Genomic DNA, 23,283 nt, shown 5'->3' on the forward strand with positions numbered 1-23,283 from the left:
GAATACAGATGAAATTAAAACTATATATTTTACTACTAGGTTGTTGCTTTTTTGTTCCAGAAATGAAAGCACAAGACCCAATATTTACACAGTATTTTCTAGTACCGCAAACTTTAAATCCTGGATTTGCAGGGTTTTTAGAAACCACACATATCGGAATTGTTCACCGAACGCAATGGCCAGCCTTAGGCTTTCGAATTGACACCAATTACGGATTTGCCAGTACGTGGTTCGCGGAAGCTAACAGTGGCGTTGGTGTCAGTTTTTTAAATCAGCGCGAAAGTCAAAGTGGTTATACATTTTCGCAAGTCAATGTCAATTATGCCTATCAAGTGCAGTTGGGAGACGATTGGTATTTTAGACCTGGACTGGAATTTGGTCGTGGCTGGAAAAACATCGGATTTCAAGGATTATTACTCGAAGATCAAATCAATATTCAAGCCAACGTGATTAATCCTACGTCTATTGATGCGCTCTTTTTTAACGATGGCGCTATCGGTTTTTGGGATATTTCTGCGGGATTGCTTTTTAATACTGAAAATGCTTGGATTGGAATTTCCGCCAAACACTTAAACCGCCCAAATATTTCCTTAACGGTGAATGGAAATGTGCCATTAGAGACTTTTTTCTCGGTGAGCGCAGGATACGAATTTATTGTAACTGATATGATTGACGTCCGCTTTTTGCCTTTTGACACACGCTTGATGATTACAGGAAATTATATGCATCAAGGACGTTTCAATCGTTTTGATTTGGGAACTTCGCTCTCGGTTGGGCGTTTCTTTTTAGGAACTACTTTAGTGACCAATCCTGGCAAAAACAGCGGAAATAGTCATTTGCTCACTTCCGTGAATGCTTTTACAGGATTGCAATACACCAACTTCCGATTTGGAATTTCATACGATTTTAACACCTCTCAAATTGGTCGAACAGGCGGTGTGTACGAATTGTCACTCACTTATCAATTCGATTCGGAAGCAAAGCGTTGTTTTGGTTGCCCTGATTATCAGGATTGATATAAAATTCAAAGTTTTATGGGATACATTAATTCTTCACAATAACTTTTTTGGCAAATTCAGCGTTGTCTTTGTTTTTTATTTTTAGAATGTAAACGTTTTCACTTAATGAACTTGTATTGATGGTGTAATTAGTAGTTGTTTTTACGTCAGTATCTGACCAAATTAGTTTTCCTAACATATCATACAATTCAATACGATTCATCTCAACCTTATTCGGATTTTGGATGATGAGTTCTTTATTTATGATATTTTGCACCACTTGAAAAGTATCTGCCGTAATATCTTCCGTGCTTAACGTATTTCTGGCAAAAACAACCTTAAAACGGTTTGCATATTCGCCTTGAGGCAAGCTAATTTCAAAAGGCAATTGTCGAATATCCGTGTAGATTCCTGTTGCTGTATCCCAAATAAAAATCGGTTGATTCGCTTCAAAATGTTGCACATCAAACAAACGAACCCGAATGTTGCTATTAGTACTTAATTTGATATGCAAAGGAATAGACAAATCAATAGTAAAAGGCAAGGCTTGAGCTATAAAAGGCTCTTGATTGATTGTCCAATAGGCGTCGTTGGCAACTCCTGAAGGGCTTTTAGATTCTAGTCCATAATCAAATCCTGCAGTAGCTTCAGTATCGTGAAATGTTTGTACAAGTTGTCGCGTATATACATCGTTGAAGTCAATATTTAAGCGAAAACGCTTGTAATCGTCAGGAATTTCACCATATGGACTTACTTCTTCAGTAGTGGATGAGTTTTGTTCATTTTCTGTGATGAATTCAGTATCAGAATTGGCTAGTCTAAAAAATTCACTATCGGTATTGGATTGTTTGTAATACACACGATGCGCATTTTTGGTTTGCACAGTTCCAGTACTTCCTACACTGCCTTCCACCATAAAACCTTGTCCGACAGGAATATACCTGCGCGCTTGTTTTCCACTCGTACTACTTGAACCCGCCGTATTGAGACTTCCGTCAGAATTGTAGGTATCAAACGTGGCTGGCACAAAAGTTTCTATCGTTCCAGCTGCGTTGATGGTGTAGGTTGCGTAACCACCGACATAATCGTCCAAGCTATGCGACAATACACTTAAATCTTGTTCCCAATAATACAATGTTCCTGTAATAGCTGCAGCATTATCTGTATCATGAATATAAGCAACCGCGTCCATGGCAGAAGGATATGGATTTCCAACCAATGTCCATTCGCCATCTGCTACCGAATTGGCAATGGTTCCGTTATTCGGTTTTCCTCTAAAATCGTATAGTTGATTATTTCCAGAACCACTGGTACCTTTCATGGTAAATCCCAATCCTGGTGCAATCGTTCCTGTAGCGCCTCGTTGCACCCAATCGCTAAATTGTGCTGAATTTTCAAAGGTATATATCCAATAGCTTGCAATGACTAATGGCGACGAAGTACCATCAAGATTGGTAAAAGTAGCGTCTGTGCTTGTAATGAGTCCGGTAGCATCGTCGATTAAATTGGCTCTGAAGCTTTCATTTCCGAAAGTTGCCAAATTATCACCCACAGGTGAGCACCAATAGTTAAAAGCATAATTGTGTGTCGTTCCATTTTGATACACGCTCAATGCGCCAACTCCAGCATTGCCTGTAGTTCCTGTTCCTTGAATCAGTTGTGCTTCATCTCGTAGGTAAATTTTAGAATCCGTTTCACCCAAATTCACATTATCACTGACAAACAATACTTGATCTGTCACAAAAATATAGTTGTCATCTCGAACCGTTAATTGCGCATACACACCAGAAACGATAAAGAAAAGTACAAAAGAAAGATATTTCATGGTTGGTAATTTATGTATCTAAAATACGTTAAAAAAGAGGACTTTAGAAAAAATATTGTATGAAGTGTCTGCTTTTTACTGTGAATGACAAAAAAACATCTATTCGACTTTTTTTTATAAGAATTTACTAGAAACAGATTAAAAAAATTACGCTTATACAATAATTGTTACGCTTATAAAGTAATCTTAGGTTTTTATGATTCAGTATTGTAATATGCAATGAAATACGATTGGTAACCCTCTATTAAAGTAATTTCATGAGATTTGTATGTGCATTTGTTTTGATTGTTTTTTTAATTCCCCAGAAGCGAATTATCAATGCATCTGATTTTGATTACGAATTTTATATTTCTTCCGAAAAACTCAAAAAACCGAAGAATGATAAGACCTATTTTTGGTTTAAAAGTGGAAAAATTCATCAATCGAAAGCTGATGTTGGCGGATTTGTCTTAGTGGATGAATTTACCAAATATTACAAATCAAAACAACTTGCTGAAAAAGGTACTTTTAGTGACGGATTGAAAGATGGTGTTTGGAGAAGCTGGCATGAAAACGGAACGGTAGCAACGGTTGAAACTTGGAAAAACGGATACAGACATGGGGATTTTGTTCAGTTTGCCAAAAATGGAAATACAATTGAAGAAGGACGCTATCGAAACCATCAAAAGCATGGAACTTGGATACAACATATTTCTCAAGATACATTGCGATATAAAAAAGGAGTTGTAATTCCTAAAAAAGAAAAAGATACTGTTCAAAAAGTGCCTTTCTTAAAACGTATTTTCAAAAGAAAAAAGAAGAAAAAAGAAGTCATTAAAGATTCAATTCATGATCCTGCAAAAACTTAAAGCATCGTCATTGTTGCAGGCAGTTTTTGTATGTTTTTTGATTGCGACGCTATGCTTCGGAATAATTTTACTGAGCAGTTACAATTCGTTATTTCAAAAAAGAATACTTCAAAAAACACAATTGCAACTCACCAATGATGCTGCCATAACACTGCTGCTTTCTGATGCGGCTAACATTACAAATGGAAGTACGCAGATGAGTGTGTTTTCAAATCAAGTCAACACGAATACCAACATAAAAGATTGGGGATTTTACAAAGTAATCTCTGCAAAAACTTATTATAACAAAGATACAATACGCAAAAGCATCCTTGTTGGAAAGACTGCAAAATCTACCACTGCGTTGTATGTGACGAATTATGACAAAATTGTAAATGTTGCAGGAACCGTTACTATAACAGGCGATGTTTTTGTGCCGAAAGGATTGCTGGAAAAACGAAATTTGTTCGGAGAACAAACAACAATCACCATTCAAGGAGCGCAAAAAGAAGCAGAAAACCAGCTTCCGAAGTTACGTGCCATAAACACCAATTGTATTCCTGAATCGGCGGCAAATCTTTCTGAAGAACAATTGGAAAAAGAGTCTATTTATGTGCGCTCTTTTGATAAAGAAACACAAGTCTGTCACACCAACAATTTGTCGTTTTTAGAAGGTAAAATTGTAAAAGGAAATATCATATTTCAGTCCAACGGAACGCTGATTTTGAACAAACACATGCAATTAGAAGATGTTATTATCAACGCAAGAAATGTGGTCATTCAAAGCGGTTTTAAAGGAACTGTTCAAATAATTGCTTCGTCTTCGGTGGTGGTTGAAGATGATGTAAAACTTAGCTATCCGTCTAGTATTTTGGTGCAACATCCTAGCAATGTTACTAACGTTACTATTGGAAAAGAAAGCGTAATTATTGGTGGAATTATCGTCAACAATAGCACTCACAATAAAGTGCTGGAATCGGTAATTTCTATTGGTGAAGACGCACTGATTGTTGGCGCGGTATATTGTTACGGAACGTTGGAACTCAAAGGAAACGTATATGGAAGTGTGTTTGCAGACAGGTTACTCACAAAAACCAAGGAAACCTCGTATGCCAATCTTTTGATGGATGCAGAAATTGATGTGAGCAAACTCCCTGAAAACTTTATTGGCATTCCATTATTTGAAACTACTCACAACGATAAAAACATGTATGAAACGGTTAAAGAACTTTAAAATACAAGCTTCTTCGTTGATGGAATCGGTCTTAGCGACAGCGATTATTGCTATTTGCGTTGTTATCGCCACCATTGTTTTTGTCAATGTTTTTAAAATAAATTATGACACTACATTTATTGAAGCACGTCATACAATTAAAGCTATTATCGTAAAATTACAGAATCAGTCAAAAATTGAAGATGATACGTATGAGTTTTCTGAGTACTCCATTGAGCAAATAGTAAAGCCACATGATGATTACCCTAAAATACAACACATAGAATTTACCATTAAAACCAACACACGAACAGAAACGTTTTTCTATTTACTATCAAAAAAAGATGAATTGCAATCCGAAATATAAAGCCTTTACACTCACAGAAACCGTATTTGGCATCATCATTTCTAGTGTGTTGATTGGTGTGATTTATACCGTTTTTACGTCGTTTAATAAGCAATTTTCCATGTTTCAAACACAACAATTACAAACCAATGATTTTATGGTGTTTGATACTACATTGCAAAACGATTTGTATGAAGCTGTACATGTAAATTACCAAAACGAAACCTTGTTTTTGAAACGCTATGATGAAACTATCATACAATATCGTTTTAACGAAGAAACTATTGAACGATTGCAAGCTGGAAATAGTGAAATGGTGTTGTCATCTGTACGTTCACACACATTCCAACAAAAGAAACATCATAGCATTCTAACCATAACATTGCTATTGCACGATGAATCTATTTCTGTTGAATTTTACAAAGAAAATCCATCAAATACTCAAATAAACGCAACTTTTATAGATGAAACTTGATATCACAAAACATAAAGAAACTGTAAGAGTATCGAAAAGGACAAAAGCAAATTCACTCGATTTGAATTTTGATTTTTTCACGAAGTTTTCAAGTAAAGAAAAAGAAGCTTTTTACCGAGAATTTGCCGTGCTGATAAAATCGGGCGTTGATTTTAATCAGTCGCTACAATTACTGGCGTCGCAGCAAAAATCTGAAAAAATTCAAAAAATATTGACAAGCATTAATAATGATGTCGTTGCAGGAAATACATTGTTTGATGCTCTCAAAAAACACAAAGAATTTTCTCCTTATGAATATTATAGTATAAAAATTGGGGAAGAAACTCGAAAATTAGCTGAAGTTCTGACACAATTACAGCTATTCTTTGCGCGAAAAATTAAGATGAAGCGACAATTGATTTCGGTGATTACCTATCCTGCATTTGTCTTGGGAATTACGTTTGTGGTATTGTATTTTATGCTAAAATACATCGTTCCGATGTTTACGTCTGTATTTAAACAGTTTGGAAGCGAATTGCCCGCCATTACGAAGTTTGTCATACGATTATCTGATAATTTTAATATGATTTTAGGTGTTTTATTGGGAATTATTTTACTATTTGTAGGCATTCATAAATACTATAAAAACAATGATAACTACAGAAACTTTACGGGAAAACTTCTTTTGAAAATTCCGTTCTTAGGGCGATTCATCCAAAAAATATACATCTCCCGATTTTGTCAATCGTTGAGTCTATTATTAGCTGCAAAAACACCTTTAATTACTTCGTTAGAATTGACAAAAGAAATGATTGTTTTCTATCCTATGCAAAAAGCAATTCATGAAACAACGCAAGAAATACTCAAAGGAAATTCGCTTGCTAATGGTTTGCAAAAACATCCTATTTTTCCAAAAAAATTAATTTCACTTGTTGGTATTGGTGAACAAACCAATGAACTCGATACCATGTTTCACAAACTAAACGACCAATACAATACTGAAATTGAACACACCACAAAAATGGTCGGCACCGTTTTGGAACCACTCATGATTATCATCATCGGAATTTTAGTAGGTTTTATTCTAATTTCGATGTACACACCTATGTTTGATTTAAGCAAAGTGATTGGCTGATGTGGATTTTTTCTTGTGAAAATTCCGCTTTTTTACACGAAAATTTTACGCTTATAAAATAATTGCTACGCTTGTAAAGTGATTTGCAGCTAAAGCCATATTTATCAATACATTCGTTTTGAAATAATAAACTGTAATGTATTCATCATGAAAAATATTCCCTGCAAAAAACATGAAAAATATTGGCTCAAAGGCTATTCGCTAACAGAAATTCTGATTGTATTATGCATTATCGGAATTCTGATTTATTTAGTATTGCCAAACCAAACACAAGCGGTAGTTCAAGCTAGAGCTATTGAAGCAAAAACGGCACTCAACTCCTTGTATTCATACCAAAAAAATTACTTCTTTACACATGCAAAATATGCATCGAATTTAGAAGACATTGGTTATGAAACAGAGCTGACCATTGACAAAGGCGGACAAGCCGTATATCGAATTGAAATTATTGAAGCTTCTATCAACAGTTTTAAGGCTAGAGCGCTATCCATTCAAGATTTTGACGGTGATGGAAACTACAATACCTGGGAAATTGATCATCAGCGAAACTTAAAAGAAGTCATACGAGACTAGCGCTTTGAAAACAATTCTCATCATCTTATTACTTCTCCTTTTTGGAATAATAAGTATCCAAGATTTCAAATACAGAGCCATTCATGCCTATTTACTCTTAGGTATTGCCGTAGTATCAGTATTGATAAACCTACTAGAACCTTTATTAACATTGTACGAAATGCTAAAAAGCATGGCGTTTTTAACCTGCACAAGTGTCGGATTTATGATCTATCAAACTATTAAAAATAAGCAATTAGAAAACCCGATTGATACGTCTATAGGCTTGGGTGATATTCTGTTTTTTATAGCAATCACGCCTCTTTTTCAAATACATAATTACATTGTGTTTTTCATTTCAGGACTGTTGATTTCTATACTACTTTTTGTGGCGACTAAAAATCTGCGAAAGCAACCTACCATTCCATTAGCAGGCTATCTCTCACTCTTTTTAATCATCTGTTTTGGGCTAAAATTAAGCAACCTTGTAAATCCATTTTTCATTGAATTCTAAGCAAGCACATATCACTCTTTCTGTAGAACAGCAACAATTGATCAATGCTGAACTTGCCAATCATTTTAAAGTGATTCCTTTGCAGGAAGATGCACATGAAATTGTATTGTACGCGGAAGAAAGCAATCAAAAGAATGCTAATTTTTTACAGGAATTACAGCTTTTTTTAGATAAAAAAATTAAGCTTACGTATGTAGATGCTACGCTAATTCAACAAGCGTTAGCAACGTATTACAGAACTGGCGAAGAAACCGCTACACATCACAACAACAGCACTGATTTTTTAGACGAATTGATTCACGAAGCCAAGCAAATTAGAGCAAGTGATATTCACATAGAAATTTTTGAAGAAGAAGCACGTGTACGCTTTCGAATTGATGGTTTACTGATTGAGAAATACAAGATTGAAACCATAAATTATCTAGAGTTAATCAACAAAATTAAAATTCGTTCCAACTTAGATATTACCGAAAAAAGATTGCCGCAAGATGGACGAATCAATTTTGAAACATTTGATATTAGAGTTTCTATTTTGCCTACACATTACGGTGAAAAAGTAGTGATGCGTTTGTTAGGAAGAGACGCTTCGCATTTAGATTTGAACATGTTGGGAATGGACACGCACGAACTGGAAATTTACAGAAATGCGGTGAAAAAAACCAACGGAATCATTCTCATTAGCGGTCCGACAGGTTCTGGAAAAACGACAACGTTGTACGCAACGCTCAAACACTTAAATCATTCCAAAACAAATATTGTTACCGTTGAAGATCCGATAGAATATACCCTAAAAGGCATCAATCAAGTACAGCTTAAAGAAGATATTGGACTCACATTTACCTCTGCGTTGCGTTCGTTTTTGCGACAAGATCCTGACATTATTATGTTAGGGGAAATTAGAGATGCGCAAACCGCTCAAATGGCAATCAGAGCTTCGTTGACAGGTCATTTGGTATTGTCTACCATTCACACAAATTCTGCCTTAGGCACGATTTCCAGATTGATGGACATGGGCGTTCCTGCATTTTTAATTGCAGAAACCTTAAACATTTCCATTGCACAACGTTTGTTGCGCAAACTGTGTACACATTGCAAGGAAAAAGTCAATTTACACAACGAAGATCTTCCTAAATATCTTAGAGGAGATAACACATTATCGCATCAATACGTTGCTAAAGGTTGTCATGAATGTTACTACACAGGCTATAAAGGCAGAACGGCAATTTACGAAATGATTCCCATCACTTCGGAGATTTCGGAAATCATCAAAAAAGAAGATTTGCACAAAGCACATCATCATGTCGACAACACCAAAAGCTTGTCGCATACCGCATTACAATTGTTTAAAAATGGCATCACTTCTTTGGAAGAAGTTTATCCAATTTTATTAAAAAGCTAACATCATGTACAAAAAAATCATCATCATATTCCTCTTTTTAATTTCGGGATTTTGCTTCGCGCAGAATAGTGAAACATATCGCGAACAACTAGAAACGCTCGCTACCGAAATTAAAGCCTATAACAAAACCATGCAGGTAGAAATTTCAGGAATCACCTTGTACGATTTCATTTCTGCCGTTGCCGACGAACACAAGTTGAGTATTGATGTTGATACCTCTTTGGAACAACTTATTTCAAGTAATTTTTATGATGTCCCCGTAAAAAATGTGTTGCTATTTTTAATAGAAAAACACGATTTGGAAATGATGGTGAAAGGAAAAATTTTAGTCATTAAAAAGAAAGAAGTTATTCCTGAAAAGCCAAAACCTGTAATACCCAAAAAAATTGATGTTAGTTATAACAAAGAAAATGGTTTTCTCTCTGTGAAATTAAAGAACGATTCCATTACGCGCGTTGCACAAGCCATTACCGATGCCTCTCAAAAAAATATTGTGTTGGCGCCTTCTATAAAGAAAGAAACGGTTTCTGCATACATTTTAAATCGCCCTTTTGACCAAGTGTTAGATATGATGGCAAAATCTAACAAATTGATGGTAACGCGAGACGAAAATGATTTCTATTATATCGACAAAGCAGATATTGTGATTGATGAAAACGCAACTGCCAATACTTCCAACAATCGTAAAAATACTAGAAAGAAAAATGTTCCAGCAAATTCAAAAGGATACTATTCAATTGCGATAGATACGAAAGGATTTTTATCGGTGAATGCCTACGATGCAGATGTGATGAATCTTGTGATAGAGGCAGCAGAAAAACTCAACATCAACTATTTTATGTATGACAAACCTGAAAATGAAACCACCACGCTTTTAGCCAATGGAATCACATTTGAAGAGTTGTTGAATCATGTGTTTAAAGGAAAAGAGTTTACGTATAAAATGGTGGACGAGCTTTTCCTAATCGGGAAACACGATACGGACGGACTGCGAAAAACATCGTTAATTCAGATGGAAAACAGAACGATTGAATCTGTTAAAAAAACATTCCCAAAAGCACTAACAAAAAACATTGAAATCGAAGAGTTTGTGGAATTAAACGGTTTTGTCGTTACAGGTTCGGACATTCAAATTAGAGGTCTTCGAGAATATTTGAGAGAAATAGACAAAGTAGTCCCAAATATCGAAATTGAAATTATGATTGTGCAATATCAAAAAGGATACGAAGTACAGACAGGATTTCAAGCAGGATTGGACGATAACAAACGAACGACTTCGGGCGTTTTGTTTCCGACTTCAGAAGTTCAGGTAAACGCCAATTCCGTAAACGGACTGATTGATGCTTTTAACGGTTTGGGAATTGTCAACTTAGGAAAAGTAACCGAGCGTTTCTATTTCAGCTTAAAAGCCTTGGAAAACAACTCGTACATCAAAGTGGAATCGACGCCGAAATTGGTAACACTGAACGGACACGAAGCTTCAACTTCTATTGGAGAAACTAGTTATTATTTTGAGCAACGAAACGAGTTAATTCAATCGGGAATTAACAATAATGTGTTGCAATCGGGACAATGGAAATCTACCGACGCGAATTTGAGTGTGCGTGTAAAACCCTATGTTTCCAAAGACGAACATGTAACCTTAGAAATTTCTGTTGAGCAGAGTTCGTTTTTAGGAAGAGCTGGCGAAAATGCACCTCCAGGAAAAGCAACACGACAGTTCGAATCTATGATTCGAGTTAAAAATAACGAGATGATTTTATTGGGCGGATTGGACGAATTGGAAAACGAAAACTCTGGAACAGGAACACCGTTTTTCTCTCGAATTCCAGTCATCAAATGGTTTTTTAGCAGTCGAAAAAAGAAAAAAGAAAAATCAAAACTTCACATTCTTATCAGACCGACAGTAACGTATTAATATGCTTCAACCATTGCGACATATCATTCCTTTGACACAAACCTTTCAGGTATTGGGCATTCATTTTTTAGAAGATGAAAAAGTAGCCTATACGCTGCTAACCATTCACAAGAAAAAAGATGAGTTTACCCTTAGGAAGCGCATAAAAACAGCTTCTTTGGAAACTGTGTACAAGGAAATACAAACCAAACATCCGTTGTTGCTTCATTTTTCAGGTGTTGGGATTTTGCATAAAAAAGTAGTGAGAACCGCCAATTATCGCAAGAAATTATTGTTTAAAGCCAATCCGGATGAATTCTATTTTTACGAATTGCATCAAGAAGAATCCAGTTTTGTTTCGTTCTGTCGAAAGAAAATTATTGACAGCCATATTTCAGCATTTACCAGTAAAAAATATCACGTTCTCAATATGGCAATCGGTCCTTTTGTGGTATATGCGTTGCGTTCGCTTTTGTCAGAAAATACCATTGTATCTAACGCATCAAAATTGACTTTTTCAAAAAACAAATTGCTGGATTTTGAATTGAGCACATCGTTAGAAACCACAAAATACAAGATTGACGATTTGGAGTTTGACACTTCCGAAATAGCGCTTTTTGCCTTAGTGATTCAACATCACATTCAGGAAGAAGCCTTGGTGATAGAAACATCATTTTTGGCGCAACACAAAACGGATTATACCTTTTTTAATGCAACAAAAACAGTAGGTGTATTGGGAATACTATTGCTTTTAGCGGCACTTCTTTATGGACATTTTACGCTTAAAAAACAGCAAAACTTATTTGCAGAAAAGAAAGCAATGATGACGCAGCTTACGGAAGCTAATGAAACGGTAACCCTTTTAGAACTAGAGAAAAAAAATAAAGAAACGATTGTAGCAACTTCTGGATTGTTTCATCCTAAGTTTTTGACACAGTATTTCTACGAAATTGGCAATTCGGTGGAAAAAAATGTTGTATTGACAGCAATTGACATCACACCGTTGACTAAAAAAATTAGAGATGATAAGGAAGTCCAATTTTACAAAAAGCAAATTCATGTAGAAGGCGTTACCACAAACGATGCTGATTTTAACAATTGGATTGCTGATTTGACCGCAAAAACTTGGGTGCAAAAAATTGAAATTGAAGCGTACACGCAAGATAGAAACCAAAAAAAATCATTTGTAATTCACCTGTATTTCTAATGTTGGACAAGTTATCACATAAACGCCGTTTTTTCTTGGTAGTCATTGTTTTTGTACTGCTAGCTTTGGCTGTGTATAAAAAGACCTATCAGCCCATTTTCGCATTACAAAATGAATTGAATGCTTCCAATCAACTTATAGCTGAAGATGTAAGTCCTTTTGTAAAAATTGAGCAATTACAATCAGAATTAGCAGCCTTGGATAAAATTGTTGGAAAATCAGAAGATAACGCTTTTATCCAACAAAAAATACTGGATTTTATTACCAAAAAAGGACTTGACGTAAGTGTAGTAAACATTGCTGATTCGCACATTTACAAAGGAAATGCATTTACAGTGTATACCAACAGCGTCATTTTAAAAGGTGATTATCCATCTTTATTACAAACAATTTACACGATTGAAAAAGAATGCAAAGCTTCCAAAATTGTAAGCGCAAAATTCTATTCAAAAAAAAATTATAGTACTAACAAAACAGCAGAATATGCTGAACTTTATTTTCAAAATTATGGGAAATAACATAAAATTTTTAGCTCTTTTTTGTCTGATTCTTTTTATGTCTTGCGATGATATTTTAGAAGAAGATTTAACTAATGACACCGTAACACCTATTACACCTACCGAAGGAAGTGTTGTCATTACTAATTTGGTGAACTTTTCATGGCAATCTGTGGATGGTGCCGATAATTACAGGTTGCAACTCATACAACCTTCGCAGAATAATATGATTGTGTTGGATTCTTTGGTAAGCAATGCTTCTTTTCAATATCCGTTGGACCCTGGTATGTACGAATGGCGTGTGCGAGGTGAAAATTTCGCCTATCAAACCGCCTATTCGTTTCCTGTAGCATTTACGGTAGAAGCTTCTTCCGATTTGAGCAATCAGAGCTTGATTTTAAATACGCCAACGGATAATTTGTACACCAACAACACCAATCTTTTATTTACGTGGAACGAGTTAGCGTTTGCCAATTCGTACACGTTTGAACTGATTAAAAATTTAAACGGACAAACCACACTTACACAGCAATCGGGAATTACGGGAACGAATTTTAGTGTAAATGCTTCCATTTTTGATGAAGATGCTGCCTACATCTGGAAGATAAAAGCGGTTAATGCGACTTCGGAAACTGCCTATAGTTCTAGAACTGTATTGATTGACAGACAAGCACCAAATCAGCCTTCGTTAGTTACGCCAGCAGCTGATGAAGTTTTTACCGAAACCACGATTGATTTCAATTGGACCATTGGTCAAGATAGCGGAAATGTGCAATCGGACGTAGAAAGTGTTTTGGAAATAGCGCAAGATGCCAATTTCAACTCTATTGTAGAAAGTATCAACATCAGCAATGGAAATGCACAACAGCTTACTTTAGCCACAACAGGAACGTATTATTGGAGAGTACAATCGAGAGATGTAGCTGGTAATAGTAGTGCTTTTAGCATTTCTAGAACCTTTACTATTGAATAAGCATCAGACATATTGATGAGTAAAAAAAATATAAATATCGTGTTGATTCTTTTAGTCCTATTCATTTGGGGAAGTATTGGCTACACCTATTTTGTAAAAAAAGAAACGACACAAAATATTATGCCTGTGACAAAAAAAAATGTACTCACAAAGTACACCATGCGAAAAGACACATTTGAGCTTACCAACATTAAAAACCCTTTTAAAAAAGTGTTGGTAACACCGAGAATCGTCACGAAAAAAACCACAGAAAAAACCGTTCAAAGTCAACGAAAAGTTACAGCAAAAGCGATTTGGCCGAGCATTACGTATCACGGATATGTACTGAGTAAAGGAAGTAGCAGGAAATTAGGCATCATCAACGTGAACGGAAAAATCATGAAAAAAAGAGAAAAAGATATCATTTTAGAAACTATTAAAATCACAAAAATATTTGAAGATTCAATTCAATTTCAATTCAATAATTCAACAAAAACTATAAAAATAAAGTAGATGAAAAAATTAAAACTTCTTCCAGTAATCAATCTTATACTACTCATTGCAGGATTAGTATATGTAGTTGTAATGCTCAATTCAACCGAAAAAAAGCAATACGGATATATTGACAATATCACCTTGTTTAGCGAATTCAATATGGTGCAAGATTTACAACAAATGAAATTGCCTGCATTGAAAAATCAGCAGAAAAAATTAGACAGCATCTATCAACTAATGCAACAGCAAACTGACCCAAAAACCATCCAAGAATTTAAGCAAAAAATGTATGTGGAAAATAATGCGTTTCAAAAGTTGAGTACTGATGTAAAACAGCAAATTAACAGTCAAGCTTGGGAGCGACTCAACACGTATTTGGAAGAATTTGGCAAACAGAAAAACGTGCATTTAATCTTTGGTATTCAAGGAAATGGAAACATCATGTATGCAGACGATGCCTATGATTTTACCAATGAAGCCATTCAATACGCCAACACGAAATATGAAGGAAATTAATTTAACCATAACAGAAATGAAAAAGCTAGTATATATTCTATGTGTTCTTTTTGGTGTGATGTCTTGTACAAACACCTCAAACGAGCGCGTTGTGACGGAAGATTATAAATTCTTTAATCTTGCCGTTGACGGATGGAAATCGAAACAGATTAATCAATATATCAATACAATCAACTACACGGCTACAGAAGTACCTTTGCATTATTATATTTTAAAAGACAATCAAAACTTTGAACCCAAAGCAATAGATTCGTTGTATAAACTGCACAAAAACGAACGCATTGTGGAAATCGAATTTCATCACGATGAAGAAAAAGATTTGCTTGGAGAAGCATTTACCGACTTACCATATGACAAAGCTGTGGAATATATGTCGTTTAAGCTGGATAAAGACTTTCAGGTCATTACTTCTTCGAACGATACCATTCCGTGTTCGGGCGTTTTATTTGAGCGAAATTTTAAAGTTGCTCCTTTTAAAAGAGCGTTGTTGTATTTCGGAAACATTCCTGAAAACGATCAAATTCAATTGCTTTACAACGATCAGTTATTTGGTAATGGAATTATCAAGTTTAATTTCAAATCGACTCCTTTAAAACTATAATAGCAATCAAAAAAGTGGATTTTTTTAACGCTTATAAAAAAATTGCTACGCTTATCAACTAATTTGAGCATTCGATGCGATAAAAACATATTTTAGCATTTGTAGAATAAACCCAACTGTTTTTTACCCCATAAATAAAAACAGCTTCCTCACTAAAACATTCAGGTAAAACTGTGTCTTTTCATTGACTTCACTCAGTGTTAGGACTGTATTGTACATCACACATTTTAACGAAAAAAACAATTTAAGTTTAAAATAAAACTTAGCTATAATGATTATACAGCACATTAGAACTGGAAAACTTTCTAAGGTTTTGGCATGCTATTTAGCAATGCAATTGGTATTAACAACCATTCAACCTGCACAACTATTTGCGCTTACGAGCGGACCTTCGCAACCAGAATTCAATGCCTTTACACCAATTGGCACTTCTGACATGGTAAATCTGAGTACGGGTGATTTCAATTATAACATTCCTATTATGGATGTTGGTGGTTATCCCCTCAACTTGGCATATGATGCAGGGATTACGATGGATCAAGAAGCTTCTTGGGTTGGTTTGGGATGGAATTTAAACATCGGACAAATCAACAGAAACGTTCGCGGGCTTCCTGACGATTTTAAGGGAGACTTGGTGACCTATGAAAACAACATGAAGAAGAACAAAACGGTGGGTATGACGCTTTCGATAAATGGACAATTTTCTGGAACAGAAAATACTGGAAATCAAAGTGACGGAAATCCACAACAAAATAATGATTCTTCAAATGATGGAGATAATGGTAATAATTCTTCTGGACTTTCTGCTCCAAGTTGGAATGCTAGTGCGACTCTTGTGCATAACAACTATGAAGGTTTTAGTTTTACGCCATCTTTCGGAGTTGGTTTCCAATTGGCAAAAGGGACTAGTGTCGGAATGAATCTTTCTCCTTCAGTTGCGAATGGTGCTAATGTATCGCCAACGGTAAGCTTTTCTGAACAAATAAAAGATGCTAAAGTTGCAAATAATGAGTCAATTTCTCAAGGTTATGGAATTGGACTTCCATACAACAGTCGACAAGGAATTACAGCCTTTAATATAAGTACCTCTACCACAAGACAAGTTAAAAAAAAGAATGGATACACAAGTAATTTAAGAAGTCGTTCAGCTGGAGCTTCTTTTATAGATAATACCTTCACTCCTACAAAACGTATAGGATACCATAATGAAAATTATACATTTAGAGCCTCTCTCGGTCCACAGCTAGCTGCTTTCAGTTTTGAAGGTGGTGTGTCTGCATTCTACTCAGTACAACGTATCAAAGATGATGAACAAATTAAAGAAGAAAAAACGTATGGATATGAGTTTACAAAATATGCTTCACATAATGACATTTTAGATTTTAACAGAGAAAATGAGCGTATCGTAACAAAAAACACCTTAACGCTACCTGTAACGAATTATACACATGATATTTACCACATTCAAGGACAAGGAATCGCAGGACAATTTCGTCCGTTTAAAGGTCAAACAGGCTATGTTTTTAATCAAAAAATTGAAGATTCTGGCGATAGCTTTAGTTTAGGTGCAGAAATTGAAGCTGGTTGGGGATTTAGAGGTGGAGTAGATATCCATTACTCGCCAACGAGAAGTCATACAGGCGTTTGGAATACGCCAGCCATCCATAAATTTCAATCGGTAAGCAATACTGAATTGGATTATGAAGAAACCTATTTTAAAGCCATTGGGGATTTAAGTGCAGACCTCGAGGAAGAAGTGTATAATGTAAAATTATCTGGTGAAAAGCCGATGGCTTTAGATTTAACACCTGATGGAAATAGCTACAATAAAAAAGCTGTTGGTGTTTTTAATGTTAAAAATTATGATAATAGTAGCGATATTGAAATGACTACTAATCCAATTTCTGGCCCTATACGAAGAACAAAACGTGAACAACGAAATCAAGCAATTCAAAAGATTACAAAAAAAGAAGCCACTTTTGATCCTTTTGTAAAAGATCATCAAGACTTAAAAGATCATCATACGAATGGAATTAAAATAACACAACCAAGTGGAGCTGTTTATGTATATGGAGAAGCTGCTGTAAACCATGAAAAGGAAGAGGTTACTTTTGCTGCTGACGGAATCGCTGATTTAGAAACTGGTACAATTTCTATTGATGGAAATGATACTGCTGGAAGTGCTGGTGGTTTTGATAATTTTTTCAATAAAATAACGACTCCTAATTACGCACATACATTTTTGTTAAGCGCCGTTCTTTCCAATGATTATGAAGACTTAACTGGCGACGGACCAACAGATGACGATCTTGGTGCATATACTAAAATGCATTACAACAACTTTGTAAATAGTTCAGGAGTTGCATCGGTAGTTGACGATTATAAATGGCAAACTCCATATGCAGCAAATACTGCTTCCTACAATCCAGGATTTTATACAAAACCGAATGATCAAAAAGGTAGTTACGTACGCGGAACCAAAGAACTCAAGTACGTAACAATGATTGAAACGAAAACTCATGTAGCCATTTTTGATTTTGCTGCTAGAGATGATGCTAAAGATGCAAGTGATAGAAATGCTTCTTTACAAATTGAAACTATCAAATTATACTCTAAGCCAGAAGCTAAAGCAGCAAATCTATTAGATGACGATCCATTAAACAATGTAGATATTGCTCCTATAAAAACGGCATATTTTGAATATGATTATTCGTTAATGCAAAACACACCAAACAGTACTTCTGGAAAATTGACCTTAAAGAAGGTGTACTTTACCTATCGCAATTCTAAGATGGGAAAATACACACCGTATGTATTTAATTATGACAATTACAATCCCGATTATCAAATGAAATCACATGATATATGGGGAAATTACAAACCTTTATTTGAAGAAGGTGTAACGTATGATGAAGATGCGAATGGAGATATCACAAATATTACACTTCCAAATGGTAATACAAATGCAAGTTGTGAAGTACAATCAGACATAACCGCACAAGAGTTTCCTTTTGTACAGCAAAAAGATAAACTTCTACAAGATTATTATACCTCAGCATGGACGTTATCATCAATTGATTTACCATCAGGCGGACGAATTGAACTGCAGTATGAATCTGATGACTACCAATATGTGCAGGATAAAAAAGCGATGCAAATGTTTAAGGTCGCTGGTGTAAAAGAATCTCCTACTAGTGCAATTTCCCAACAACTTTACAATGGTGAAAATCATAAAAGATATTTAGTAGTTGAATTGTTGGAAACAGAAGCTATAACTGTTGATCAATTTAAAAGTAGATATCTCGGAGAGAATATAGACAAACCGATTTTCTTCAGATTTCTACTCAATATGGAAAAATATAATAACTGTGCATTTGATTATGTAGAAGGTTATGTAAATATTGACACAAGTAATCTTGAAGATTTTCACGTGTACACAGAAGGAGAAAAACAGTTTGGACTTATTCCAGTACAATTTGAAGATTTAGAAGGTGGAGTTGCGGGAGGAACGCAAGTGCATCCTATTGCTAAATCAGGATGGTTTTTTGCAAGAAAACATCTAAATCGTTATGCTTACGGAACAGGAGATGATACACCTTCTTCAACTAATATTCGTGACATTGTACAAGCTATTGGAAGTAGTTTACCAGTATTAGCTGAAATATTTATAGGTCCAAATGGATATTTACAAACTCGTGGTATTGCTAAAACGTTTATCCCTCAAAAATCATGGATTCGTTTGCAACATCCAACCAACGCAAAATTGGGTGGTGGCTTAAGAGTTAAGAAAGTAAAAATGCATGATAATTGGGATGCTATGGTAAACAATCCACAGTCAAATCCTGTAAATCCATATAGTAACTTTTACGGACAAGAATACGATTATACCTTGAAAAACGGAGGCTCTAGTGGTGTTACTACTTGGGAACCAAATATGAGTAAAGAAAACCCATTGATTCAGCCTTTCTTCGATGATTCTGAAAAACTACAAGCAAGAGAATATGTTGAAAAACCTTTTGGAAAATCATTTTATCCTTCGGCGACTGTAACATATAGCAAAGTAACCGTTAAAAACTTACAAAGAATCCGACAAGGAGATAACAATACTAATTTAGTAGTCAAAAGACATGCAACGGGTAAGGTAACCAATGAATTTTTTACTTCTAAAGACTTTCCAACAAAATCAGATCATACAGATATTGACGACAAAAATAATTACAGAACCAATCAAGAGAACATCTTAGACAATGTATTGCGATTAAGCGTCAAAACAGAATTAGCTCTTTCGCAAGGATTTTCAATCATCACAAATGACATGAATGGAAAATCGAAGTCTCAAAAAATATATGATGAGAATGAAAACCTAATTTCTGGAGTTGATTATATATACAACATAAATGATACTGGAGAATTAGACAATCATTTGCCAGTTATTCTTTCTGACGGCTCTGTTGAAACAAAAGAAATCGGTACGCACTATGATGTCATTACCGATTTTAATGAAAATTATAATTTATCTGAAAGTTATGGTGTAAATACAAATCTTACCTTTTTTAATGTTGGTATTATACCAATTCTATTAGGTCAATTACCTTTTGAATACAAACGAAACGAAACCACATTACATACCACAACAACAACCAAAGTAATTCACAAAACAGGAATTTTAAAAGAAAAAGTAGCATACGATTTAGGAGCTAGTGTCAGCACTCGAAATCTTGCTTGGGATGCTGTAAGCGGACAAGTACTACTAACAGAAACTTCTAATGCGTATAAGGATAACTATTACAATTTTAGCTATCCAGCACATTGGGCATATAAAGGAATGGGGCAAGCCGTTCAAAACTTAGGAGTTACTTGTCAGTTAAGCTCTATGGAGTATAGTGAATCTAATGACTACGATGAAGATGAAGATGGAAAATCTACTTGGTATCGTATTGATGGACTTGATGCAGGCTCAATTACACTTGATGCTAAAAAATTATTTCTACCAGGAGACCAAGTAATGGTATTTGATAGTGAAGGAAATTCTATTTCAACAGATAATGCCTATTGGATAAGTCAGGTTGAATACATTGGTGCAGATATAGCTTCTGGTCAAAAAATGGTATTAATCAAAAGAAATGGAGAATACCTCAACGCCTGTGGTGAAGACGCAAATTTGGAAAATATCACCATCAAGGTTGTAAAATCAGGTTACAGAAACTTCCAAAGTGCAGCAATGGCATCGGTAACTACGATGACAAATCCGATGGATGATGGAGGTAACCCGCCAAAAATAACAGCTAGCGATTTTAGCTATAATGGAACAGGAACAAATCCAAGAATCATCAATGCTTCTGCTATTAAATACAAGGATTTTTGGGCGAATCCAGAAGAAAATCCAGGTGTTGACAGATACCCTTCGGCATCCTTCGAAGGGTATGAGCCGCAATTACTTAAATATCCTAATTATTATCAAACCAATCCATTTATATACAATGTTAAAGGGGATTGGCGTGCTGTAAAGTCGTATGCACATTTAACGACACGTTCATCAACAAATACAAAACGAAATAGTGGTTTTTTTGAAAGTTTTTCTCCATTTTACATGTATGATGACGTAGCTAAAAAGTGGATTGAAAACCCCGAAAATGATGAGACTTGGACATTTGCAAGTGAGGTCACACAATACTCTCCTTATGGCGCGGAATTAGAAAATAAAGATGCTTTAGGAAGATACTCTTCAGCACAATATGGATACAACTACAAATTACCTATTGCAGTTGCTTCAAATAGTGAATACAGACAAATGGGATATGACGGTTTTGAAGATAGAGATATCGAAGATATTGTAAATACACATTTTAGATATCTAAGTACAGTAAATAATGCGAATGCAACTATAACAGACGAAGAGTCGCACACAGGGAGATATAGTATAAAAGTAGATGGAGGACATGAGGTAGGTATTTCCAAAAGATTATACAACGACTGCATTGAGCGCGGTACAAAACTAGATTGTGAGCCAGAAGCAGTGATACCTCCAGGAACTCCAACATGTGATTATCATTTCGATAACAGGGAAGATTTTACATCAGTTTACATATCGTTTAATTATGGTTCAGATGGACCATTACAGTCAGGACCATCGTTAATATTCAATTATTCAAATAATACTAGTATTGAATTTAATTCTTATGATAGCAATACTGAGCAGTACGTTTATGAATGGATAGTGCCAAGTAACGGAGAGTTTATTCTCAATTATATAGTAAAAGATAATACCCAACCAGAGCCCGATACATGTGGTGGTAGTGAGTCTATTATGATTACAAATGGGATACCTGCGACCAATACAGCAACACCACAAATAACACTTCCAATAAGCCATTAAAAATAAAATTATGAAACAGATACTTATAATCAGTGCTATAGTAATCATTAGTCTAACACATACTTTTGCACAAGAGGGTAATCCACCATCAGGACAGTCTACTTTAGGAACATTTGATAACAATTGTTCGTCTTTTTATCCACTACCTGGAGAGAAATATATTGTGAGTTGTTGGGTAAAAGAAAGCAATAGTACAACCAAAAAAACCTATACAAACGGAGTGATGGAAATCAACTTTTATAATGGTCCTGATATAAACGGTGTTACAAGCTTAGTTCCTGCTTTACCTACCATAACCATGTATCCAAGTGGAAAAATCATTGAAGGTTGGCAGCGAATTGTTGGAATTGTTACCATTCCACAAGCAGATGGAGAAGAAGTTGCAGAAACTCCGAGAACTATAGGAATTAATCTTGCCTGTTTGCAACAAGGGACTTCTTGCTATTTCGACGATGTCCGAATATTTCCATTCAACGGAAGTATGAAAAGTTTTGTGTACGATAAAGACACACAACGATTAATGGCAGAACTCGATGAAAACAACTATGCAACTTACTATGAATACGATAAAGAAGGTGGCTTAGTTCGTGTCAAAAAAGAAACAGAAAAAGGAGTGTACACCATTCAAGAAACACGCTCTAAAAGTAAAAAACAATAATGATGAAACAATTTATATATAACAATCTAAGGGTCATAACAGCAATCTTTTTTATTAGCTATAGTGCATTAGGAACTGCGCAAGAAAAAACGGTAAATGAGGTTTTAAAAAAGACGCAGGAAGTCATGGAAAAAAATAATCAGCTAACATGTAATCTAAATTATAACTGGTATGATACATACACTACTGACAAACCTTCATTCAACTACGAAGGAGTCATGATTAAACAAAGTGATGTAGTGTATTCTAAAATCAATCAAACATTTTTTCTGACCGATCAAAAAGCTCAATTAGCTATAAAATGTAACGAAGTGCAAAAAGCATTGTTAGTTACAAAAACTAATGGTGATTTTAGTCAATCTCCGTGGGAACTTTTAGAAAGCTATATGAAACAATTCAAAGTGAAAAAAGTGACCGATAAAGGTGATTACTGGATATGTACATTAACAACTGATGTCATCACGCAACTACCGTATGGAAAAATAGAAATTTATATAGACAAACAGAGTTCGCTAATGACAAAGCAAGTTTTGTATTTCTTAACGCAAGTGCCTTATACTAACGATAAAGAAGAGAAAAAGATTGGAAATCCAAAATTGGAAATTGTCCTATCCAACTACAAAACAATACTAAATCAAGAAGAAAAACGAACAGCAAAGCTGACTTCGTACATCCATAAAAAAGGGAAAAATATAACTCCTACAGCAGCATATAAAACATTCAAAATCATACATAACTAAGGAGTTAGCAACTATGGTTTACCAAGTATTTAAAGCTGACAATCAGTAACCTTATACACAACTTTTAGACTTCGCTCAACA

At 35.0% G+C, this 23,283-nt stretch carries 20 protein-coding genes; 19 read left to right on the top strand and 1 reads right to left on the bottom strand.

Annotated elements, in window-relative coordinates; genetic code table 11:
- Positions 1-8: 8 nt before the first annotated feature.
- Positions 9-1,016, top strand: a complete 1,008-nt coding sequence (locus C8N46_RS03310; RefSeq protein WP_108113416.1) for a PorP/SprF family type IX secretion system membrane protein — start codon at positions 9-11, stop codon at positions 1,014-1,016.
- Positions 1,017-1,044: 28 nt separating this feature from the next.
- Here C8N46_RS03310 and C8N46_RS03315 read toward each other — a convergent pair whose 3' ends face one another.
- Positions 1,045-2,823, bottom strand: coding sequence for a T9SS type A sorting domain-containing protein (locus tag C8N46_RS03315; RefSeq protein WP_108113417.1), 1,779 nt, complete (start codon positions 2,821-2,823; stop codon positions 1,045-1,047).
- Between the two features lie 257 nt (positions 2,824-3,080).
- Here C8N46_RS03315 and C8N46_RS03320 point away from each other — a divergent pair, with 257 nt between their 5' ends.
- The 18 genes from C8N46_RS03320 (at position 3,081) to C8N46_RS03405 (ending at position 23,202) form a co-directional block, all read left to right on the top strand.
- A complete protein-coding gene (locus tag C8N46_RS03320) occupies positions 3,081-3,671 on the top strand; it encodes a toxin-antitoxin system YwqK family antitoxin (RefSeq protein WP_108113418.1) in 591 nt (196 codons plus the stop codon).
- Positions 3,652-4,884: a hypothetical protein gene (locus C8N46_RS03325; RefSeq protein ID WP_108113419.1), complete on the top strand. Its 1,233-nt coding sequence runs from the start codon at positions 3,652-3,654 to the stop codon at positions 4,882-4,884. The genes C8N46_RS03320 and C8N46_RS03325 overlap by 20 nt, the downstream gene beginning before the upstream one ends.
- Entirely contained in the window at positions 4,862-5,230 is a 369-nt protein-coding gene (locus tag C8N46_RS03330) for a hypothetical protein (RefSeq protein WP_108113420.1), read from the top strand. Before C8N46_RS03325 ends, C8N46_RS03330 begins: the two co-directional genes overlap by 23 nt.
- A complete protein-coding gene (locus C8N46_RS03335) occupies positions 5,208-5,684 on the top strand; it encodes a hypothetical protein (RefSeq protein ID WP_108113421.1) in 477 nt (158 codons plus the stop codon). The genes C8N46_RS03330 and C8N46_RS03335 overlap by 23 nt, the downstream gene beginning before the upstream one ends.
- On the top strand, positions 5,674-6,798 hold the full coding sequence (locus tag C8N46_RS03340) for a type II secretion system F family protein (protein ID WP_108113422.1): 1,125 nt from the start codon (positions 5,674-5,676) through the stop codon (positions 6,796-6,798). Before C8N46_RS03335 ends, C8N46_RS03340 begins: the two co-directional genes overlap by 11 nt.
- A 147-nt stretch (positions 6,799-6,945) precedes the next feature.
- Complete coding sequence (locus C8N46_RS03345) at positions 6,946-7,371, top strand: type IV pilin protein (RefSeq protein WP_108113423.1); 426 nt, start codon at positions 6,946-6,948, stop codon at positions 7,369-7,371.
- Between the two features lie 4 nt (positions 7,372-7,375).
- The gene (locus C8N46_RS03350; RefSeq protein ID WP_108113424.1) at positions 7,376-7,864 is read left to right on the top strand and encodes a prepilin peptidase; all 489 of its coding nucleotides are present in this window, start codon (positions 7,376-7,378) and stop codon (positions 7,862-7,864) included.
- Entirely contained in the window at positions 7,854-9,263 is a 1,410-nt protein-coding gene (locus tag C8N46_RS03355; RefSeq protein ID WP_170110057.1) for a GspE/PulE family protein, read from the top strand. Before C8N46_RS03350 ends, C8N46_RS03355 begins: the two co-directional genes overlap by 11 nt.
- A gap of 4 nt (positions 9,264-9,267) precedes the next feature.
- Positions 9,268-11,181, top strand: coding sequence for a type II and III secretion system protein (locus C8N46_RS03360; RefSeq protein ID WP_108113425.1), 1,914 nt, complete (start codon positions 9,268-9,270; stop codon positions 11,179-11,181).
- Position 11,182: 1 nt separating this feature from the next.
- On the top strand, positions 11,183-12,367 hold the full coding sequence (locus C8N46_RS03365) for a hypothetical protein (RefSeq protein ID WP_108113426.1): 1,185 nt from the start codon (positions 11,183-11,185) through the stop codon (positions 12,365-12,367).
- Entirely contained in the window at positions 12,367-12,885 is a 519-nt protein-coding gene (locus C8N46_RS03370) for a hypothetical protein (protein WP_108113427.1), read from the top strand. The genes C8N46_RS03365 and C8N46_RS03370 overlap by 1 nt, the downstream gene beginning before the upstream one ends.
- On the top strand, positions 12,875-13,837 hold the full coding sequence (locus tag C8N46_RS03375; RefSeq protein WP_146169710.1) for a fibronectin type III domain-containing protein: 963 nt from the start codon (positions 12,875-12,877) through the stop codon (positions 13,835-13,837). The genes C8N46_RS03370 and C8N46_RS03375 overlap by 11 nt, the downstream gene beginning before the upstream one ends.
- A 15-nt stretch (positions 13,838-13,852) precedes the next feature.
- The gene (locus C8N46_RS03380; RefSeq protein ID WP_108113429.1) at positions 13,853-14,329 is read left to right on the top strand and encodes a hypothetical protein; all 477 of its coding nucleotides are present in this window, start codon (positions 13,853-13,855) and stop codon (positions 14,327-14,329) included.
- Positions 14,330-14,827 (top strand): hypothetical protein, encoded by a 498-nt coding sequence (locus tag C8N46_RS03385; RefSeq protein WP_108113430.1) that lies wholly within the window; start codon positions 14,330-14,332, stop codon positions 14,825-14,827. It begins immediately after the preceding gene.
- Positions 14,828-14,843: 16 nt separating this feature from the next.
- Positions 14,844-15,428, top strand: a complete 585-nt coding sequence (locus C8N46_RS03390) for a hypothetical protein (RefSeq protein WP_146169711.1) — start codon at positions 14,844-14,846, stop codon at positions 15,426-15,428.
- 271 nt (positions 15,429-15,699) lie between these two features.
- On the top strand, positions 15,700-21,804 hold the full coding sequence (locus C8N46_RS03395; RefSeq protein ID WP_146169712.1) for a hypothetical protein: 6,105 nt from the start codon (positions 15,700-15,702) through the stop codon (positions 21,802-21,804).
- Between the two features lie 10 nt (positions 21,805-21,814).
- Positions 21,815-22,462 carry a hypothetical protein gene (locus C8N46_RS03400; protein ID WP_146169713.1) on the top strand — a complete coding sequence of 216 codons (648 nt, stop codon included), beginning with the start codon at positions 21,815-21,817 and terminating at the stop codon, positions 22,460-22,462.
- A gap of 2 nt (positions 22,463-22,464) precedes the next feature.
- A complete protein-coding gene (locus C8N46_RS03405; RefSeq protein WP_146169714.1) occupies positions 22,465-23,202 on the top strand; it encodes a hypothetical protein in 738 nt (245 codons plus the stop codon).
- The last annotated feature ends 81 nt before the right edge of the window (positions 23,203-23,283 follow it).

This window comes from Kordia periserrulae (genome assembly GCF_003054265.1).
Classification (GTDB): Bacteria; Bacteroidota; Bacteroidia; order Flavobacteriales; family Flavobacteriaceae; genus Kordia; species Kordia periserrulae.

Coding starts and splice junctions, on each gene's coding strand:
- C8N46_RS03310 (WP_108113416.1), top strand. CDS start 9: ATGAAATTAAAACTATATATTTTACTACTAGGTTGTTGCTTTTTTGTT.
- C8N46_RS03315 (WP_108113417.1), bottom strand. CDS start 2,823: ATGAAATATCTTTCTTTTGTACTTTTCTTTATCGTTTCTGGTGTGTAT.
- C8N46_RS03320 (WP_108113418.1), top strand. CDS start 3,081: ATGAGATTTGTATGTGCATTTGTTTTGATTGTTTTTTTAATTCCCCAG.
- C8N46_RS03325 (WP_108113419.1), top strand. CDS start 3,652: ATGATCCTGCAAAAACTTAAAGCATCGTCATTGTTGCAGGCAGTTTTT.
- C8N46_RS03330 (WP_108113420.1), top strand. CDS start 4,862: ATGAAACGGTTAAAGAACTTTAAAATACAAGCTTCTTCGTTGATGGAA.
- C8N46_RS03335 (WP_108113421.1), top strand. CDS start 5,208: ATGAATTGCAATCCGAAATATAAAGCCTTTACACTCACAGAAACCGTA.
- C8N46_RS03340 (WP_108113422.1), top strand. CDS start 5,674: ATGAAACTTGATATCACAAAACATAAAGAAACTGTAAGAGTATCGAAA.
- C8N46_RS03345 (WP_108113423.1), top strand. CDS start 6,946: ATGAAAAATATTCCCTGCAAAAAACATGAAAAATATTGGCTCAAAGGC.
- C8N46_RS03360 (WP_108113425.1), top strand. CDS start 9,268: ATGTACAAAAAAATCATCATCATATTCCTCTTTTTAATTTCGGGATTT.
- C8N46_RS03365 (WP_108113426.1), top strand. CDS start 11,183: ATGCTTCAACCATTGCGACATATCATTCCTTTGACACAAACCTTTCAG.
- C8N46_RS03370 (WP_108113427.1), top strand. CDS start 12,367: ATGTTGGACAAGTTATCACATAAACGCCGTTTTTTCTTGGTAGTCATT.
- C8N46_RS03375 (WP_146169710.1), top strand. CDS start 12,875: ATGGGAAATAACATAAAATTTTTAGCTCTTTTTTGTCTGATTCTTTTT.
- C8N46_RS03380 (WP_108113429.1), top strand. CDS start 13,853: ATGAGTAAAAAAAATATAAATATCGTGTTGATTCTTTTAGTCCTATTC.
- C8N46_RS03385 (WP_108113430.1), top strand. CDS start 14,330: ATGAAAAAATTAAAACTTCTTCCAGTAATCAATCTTATACTACTCATT.
- C8N46_RS03390 (WP_146169711.1), top strand. CDS start 14,844: ATGAAAAAGCTAGTATATATTCTATGTGTTCTTTTTGGTGTGATGTCT.
- C8N46_RS03395 (WP_146169712.1), top strand. CDS start 15,700: ATGATTATACAGCACATTAGAACTGGAAAACTTTCTAAGGTTTTGGCA.
- C8N46_RS03400 (WP_146169713.1), top strand. CDS start 21,815: ATGAAACAGATACTTATAATCAGTGCTATAGTAATCATTAGTCTAACA.
- C8N46_RS03405 (WP_146169714.1), top strand. CDS start 22,465: ATGAAACAATTTATATATAACAATCTAAGGGTCATAACAGCAATCTTT.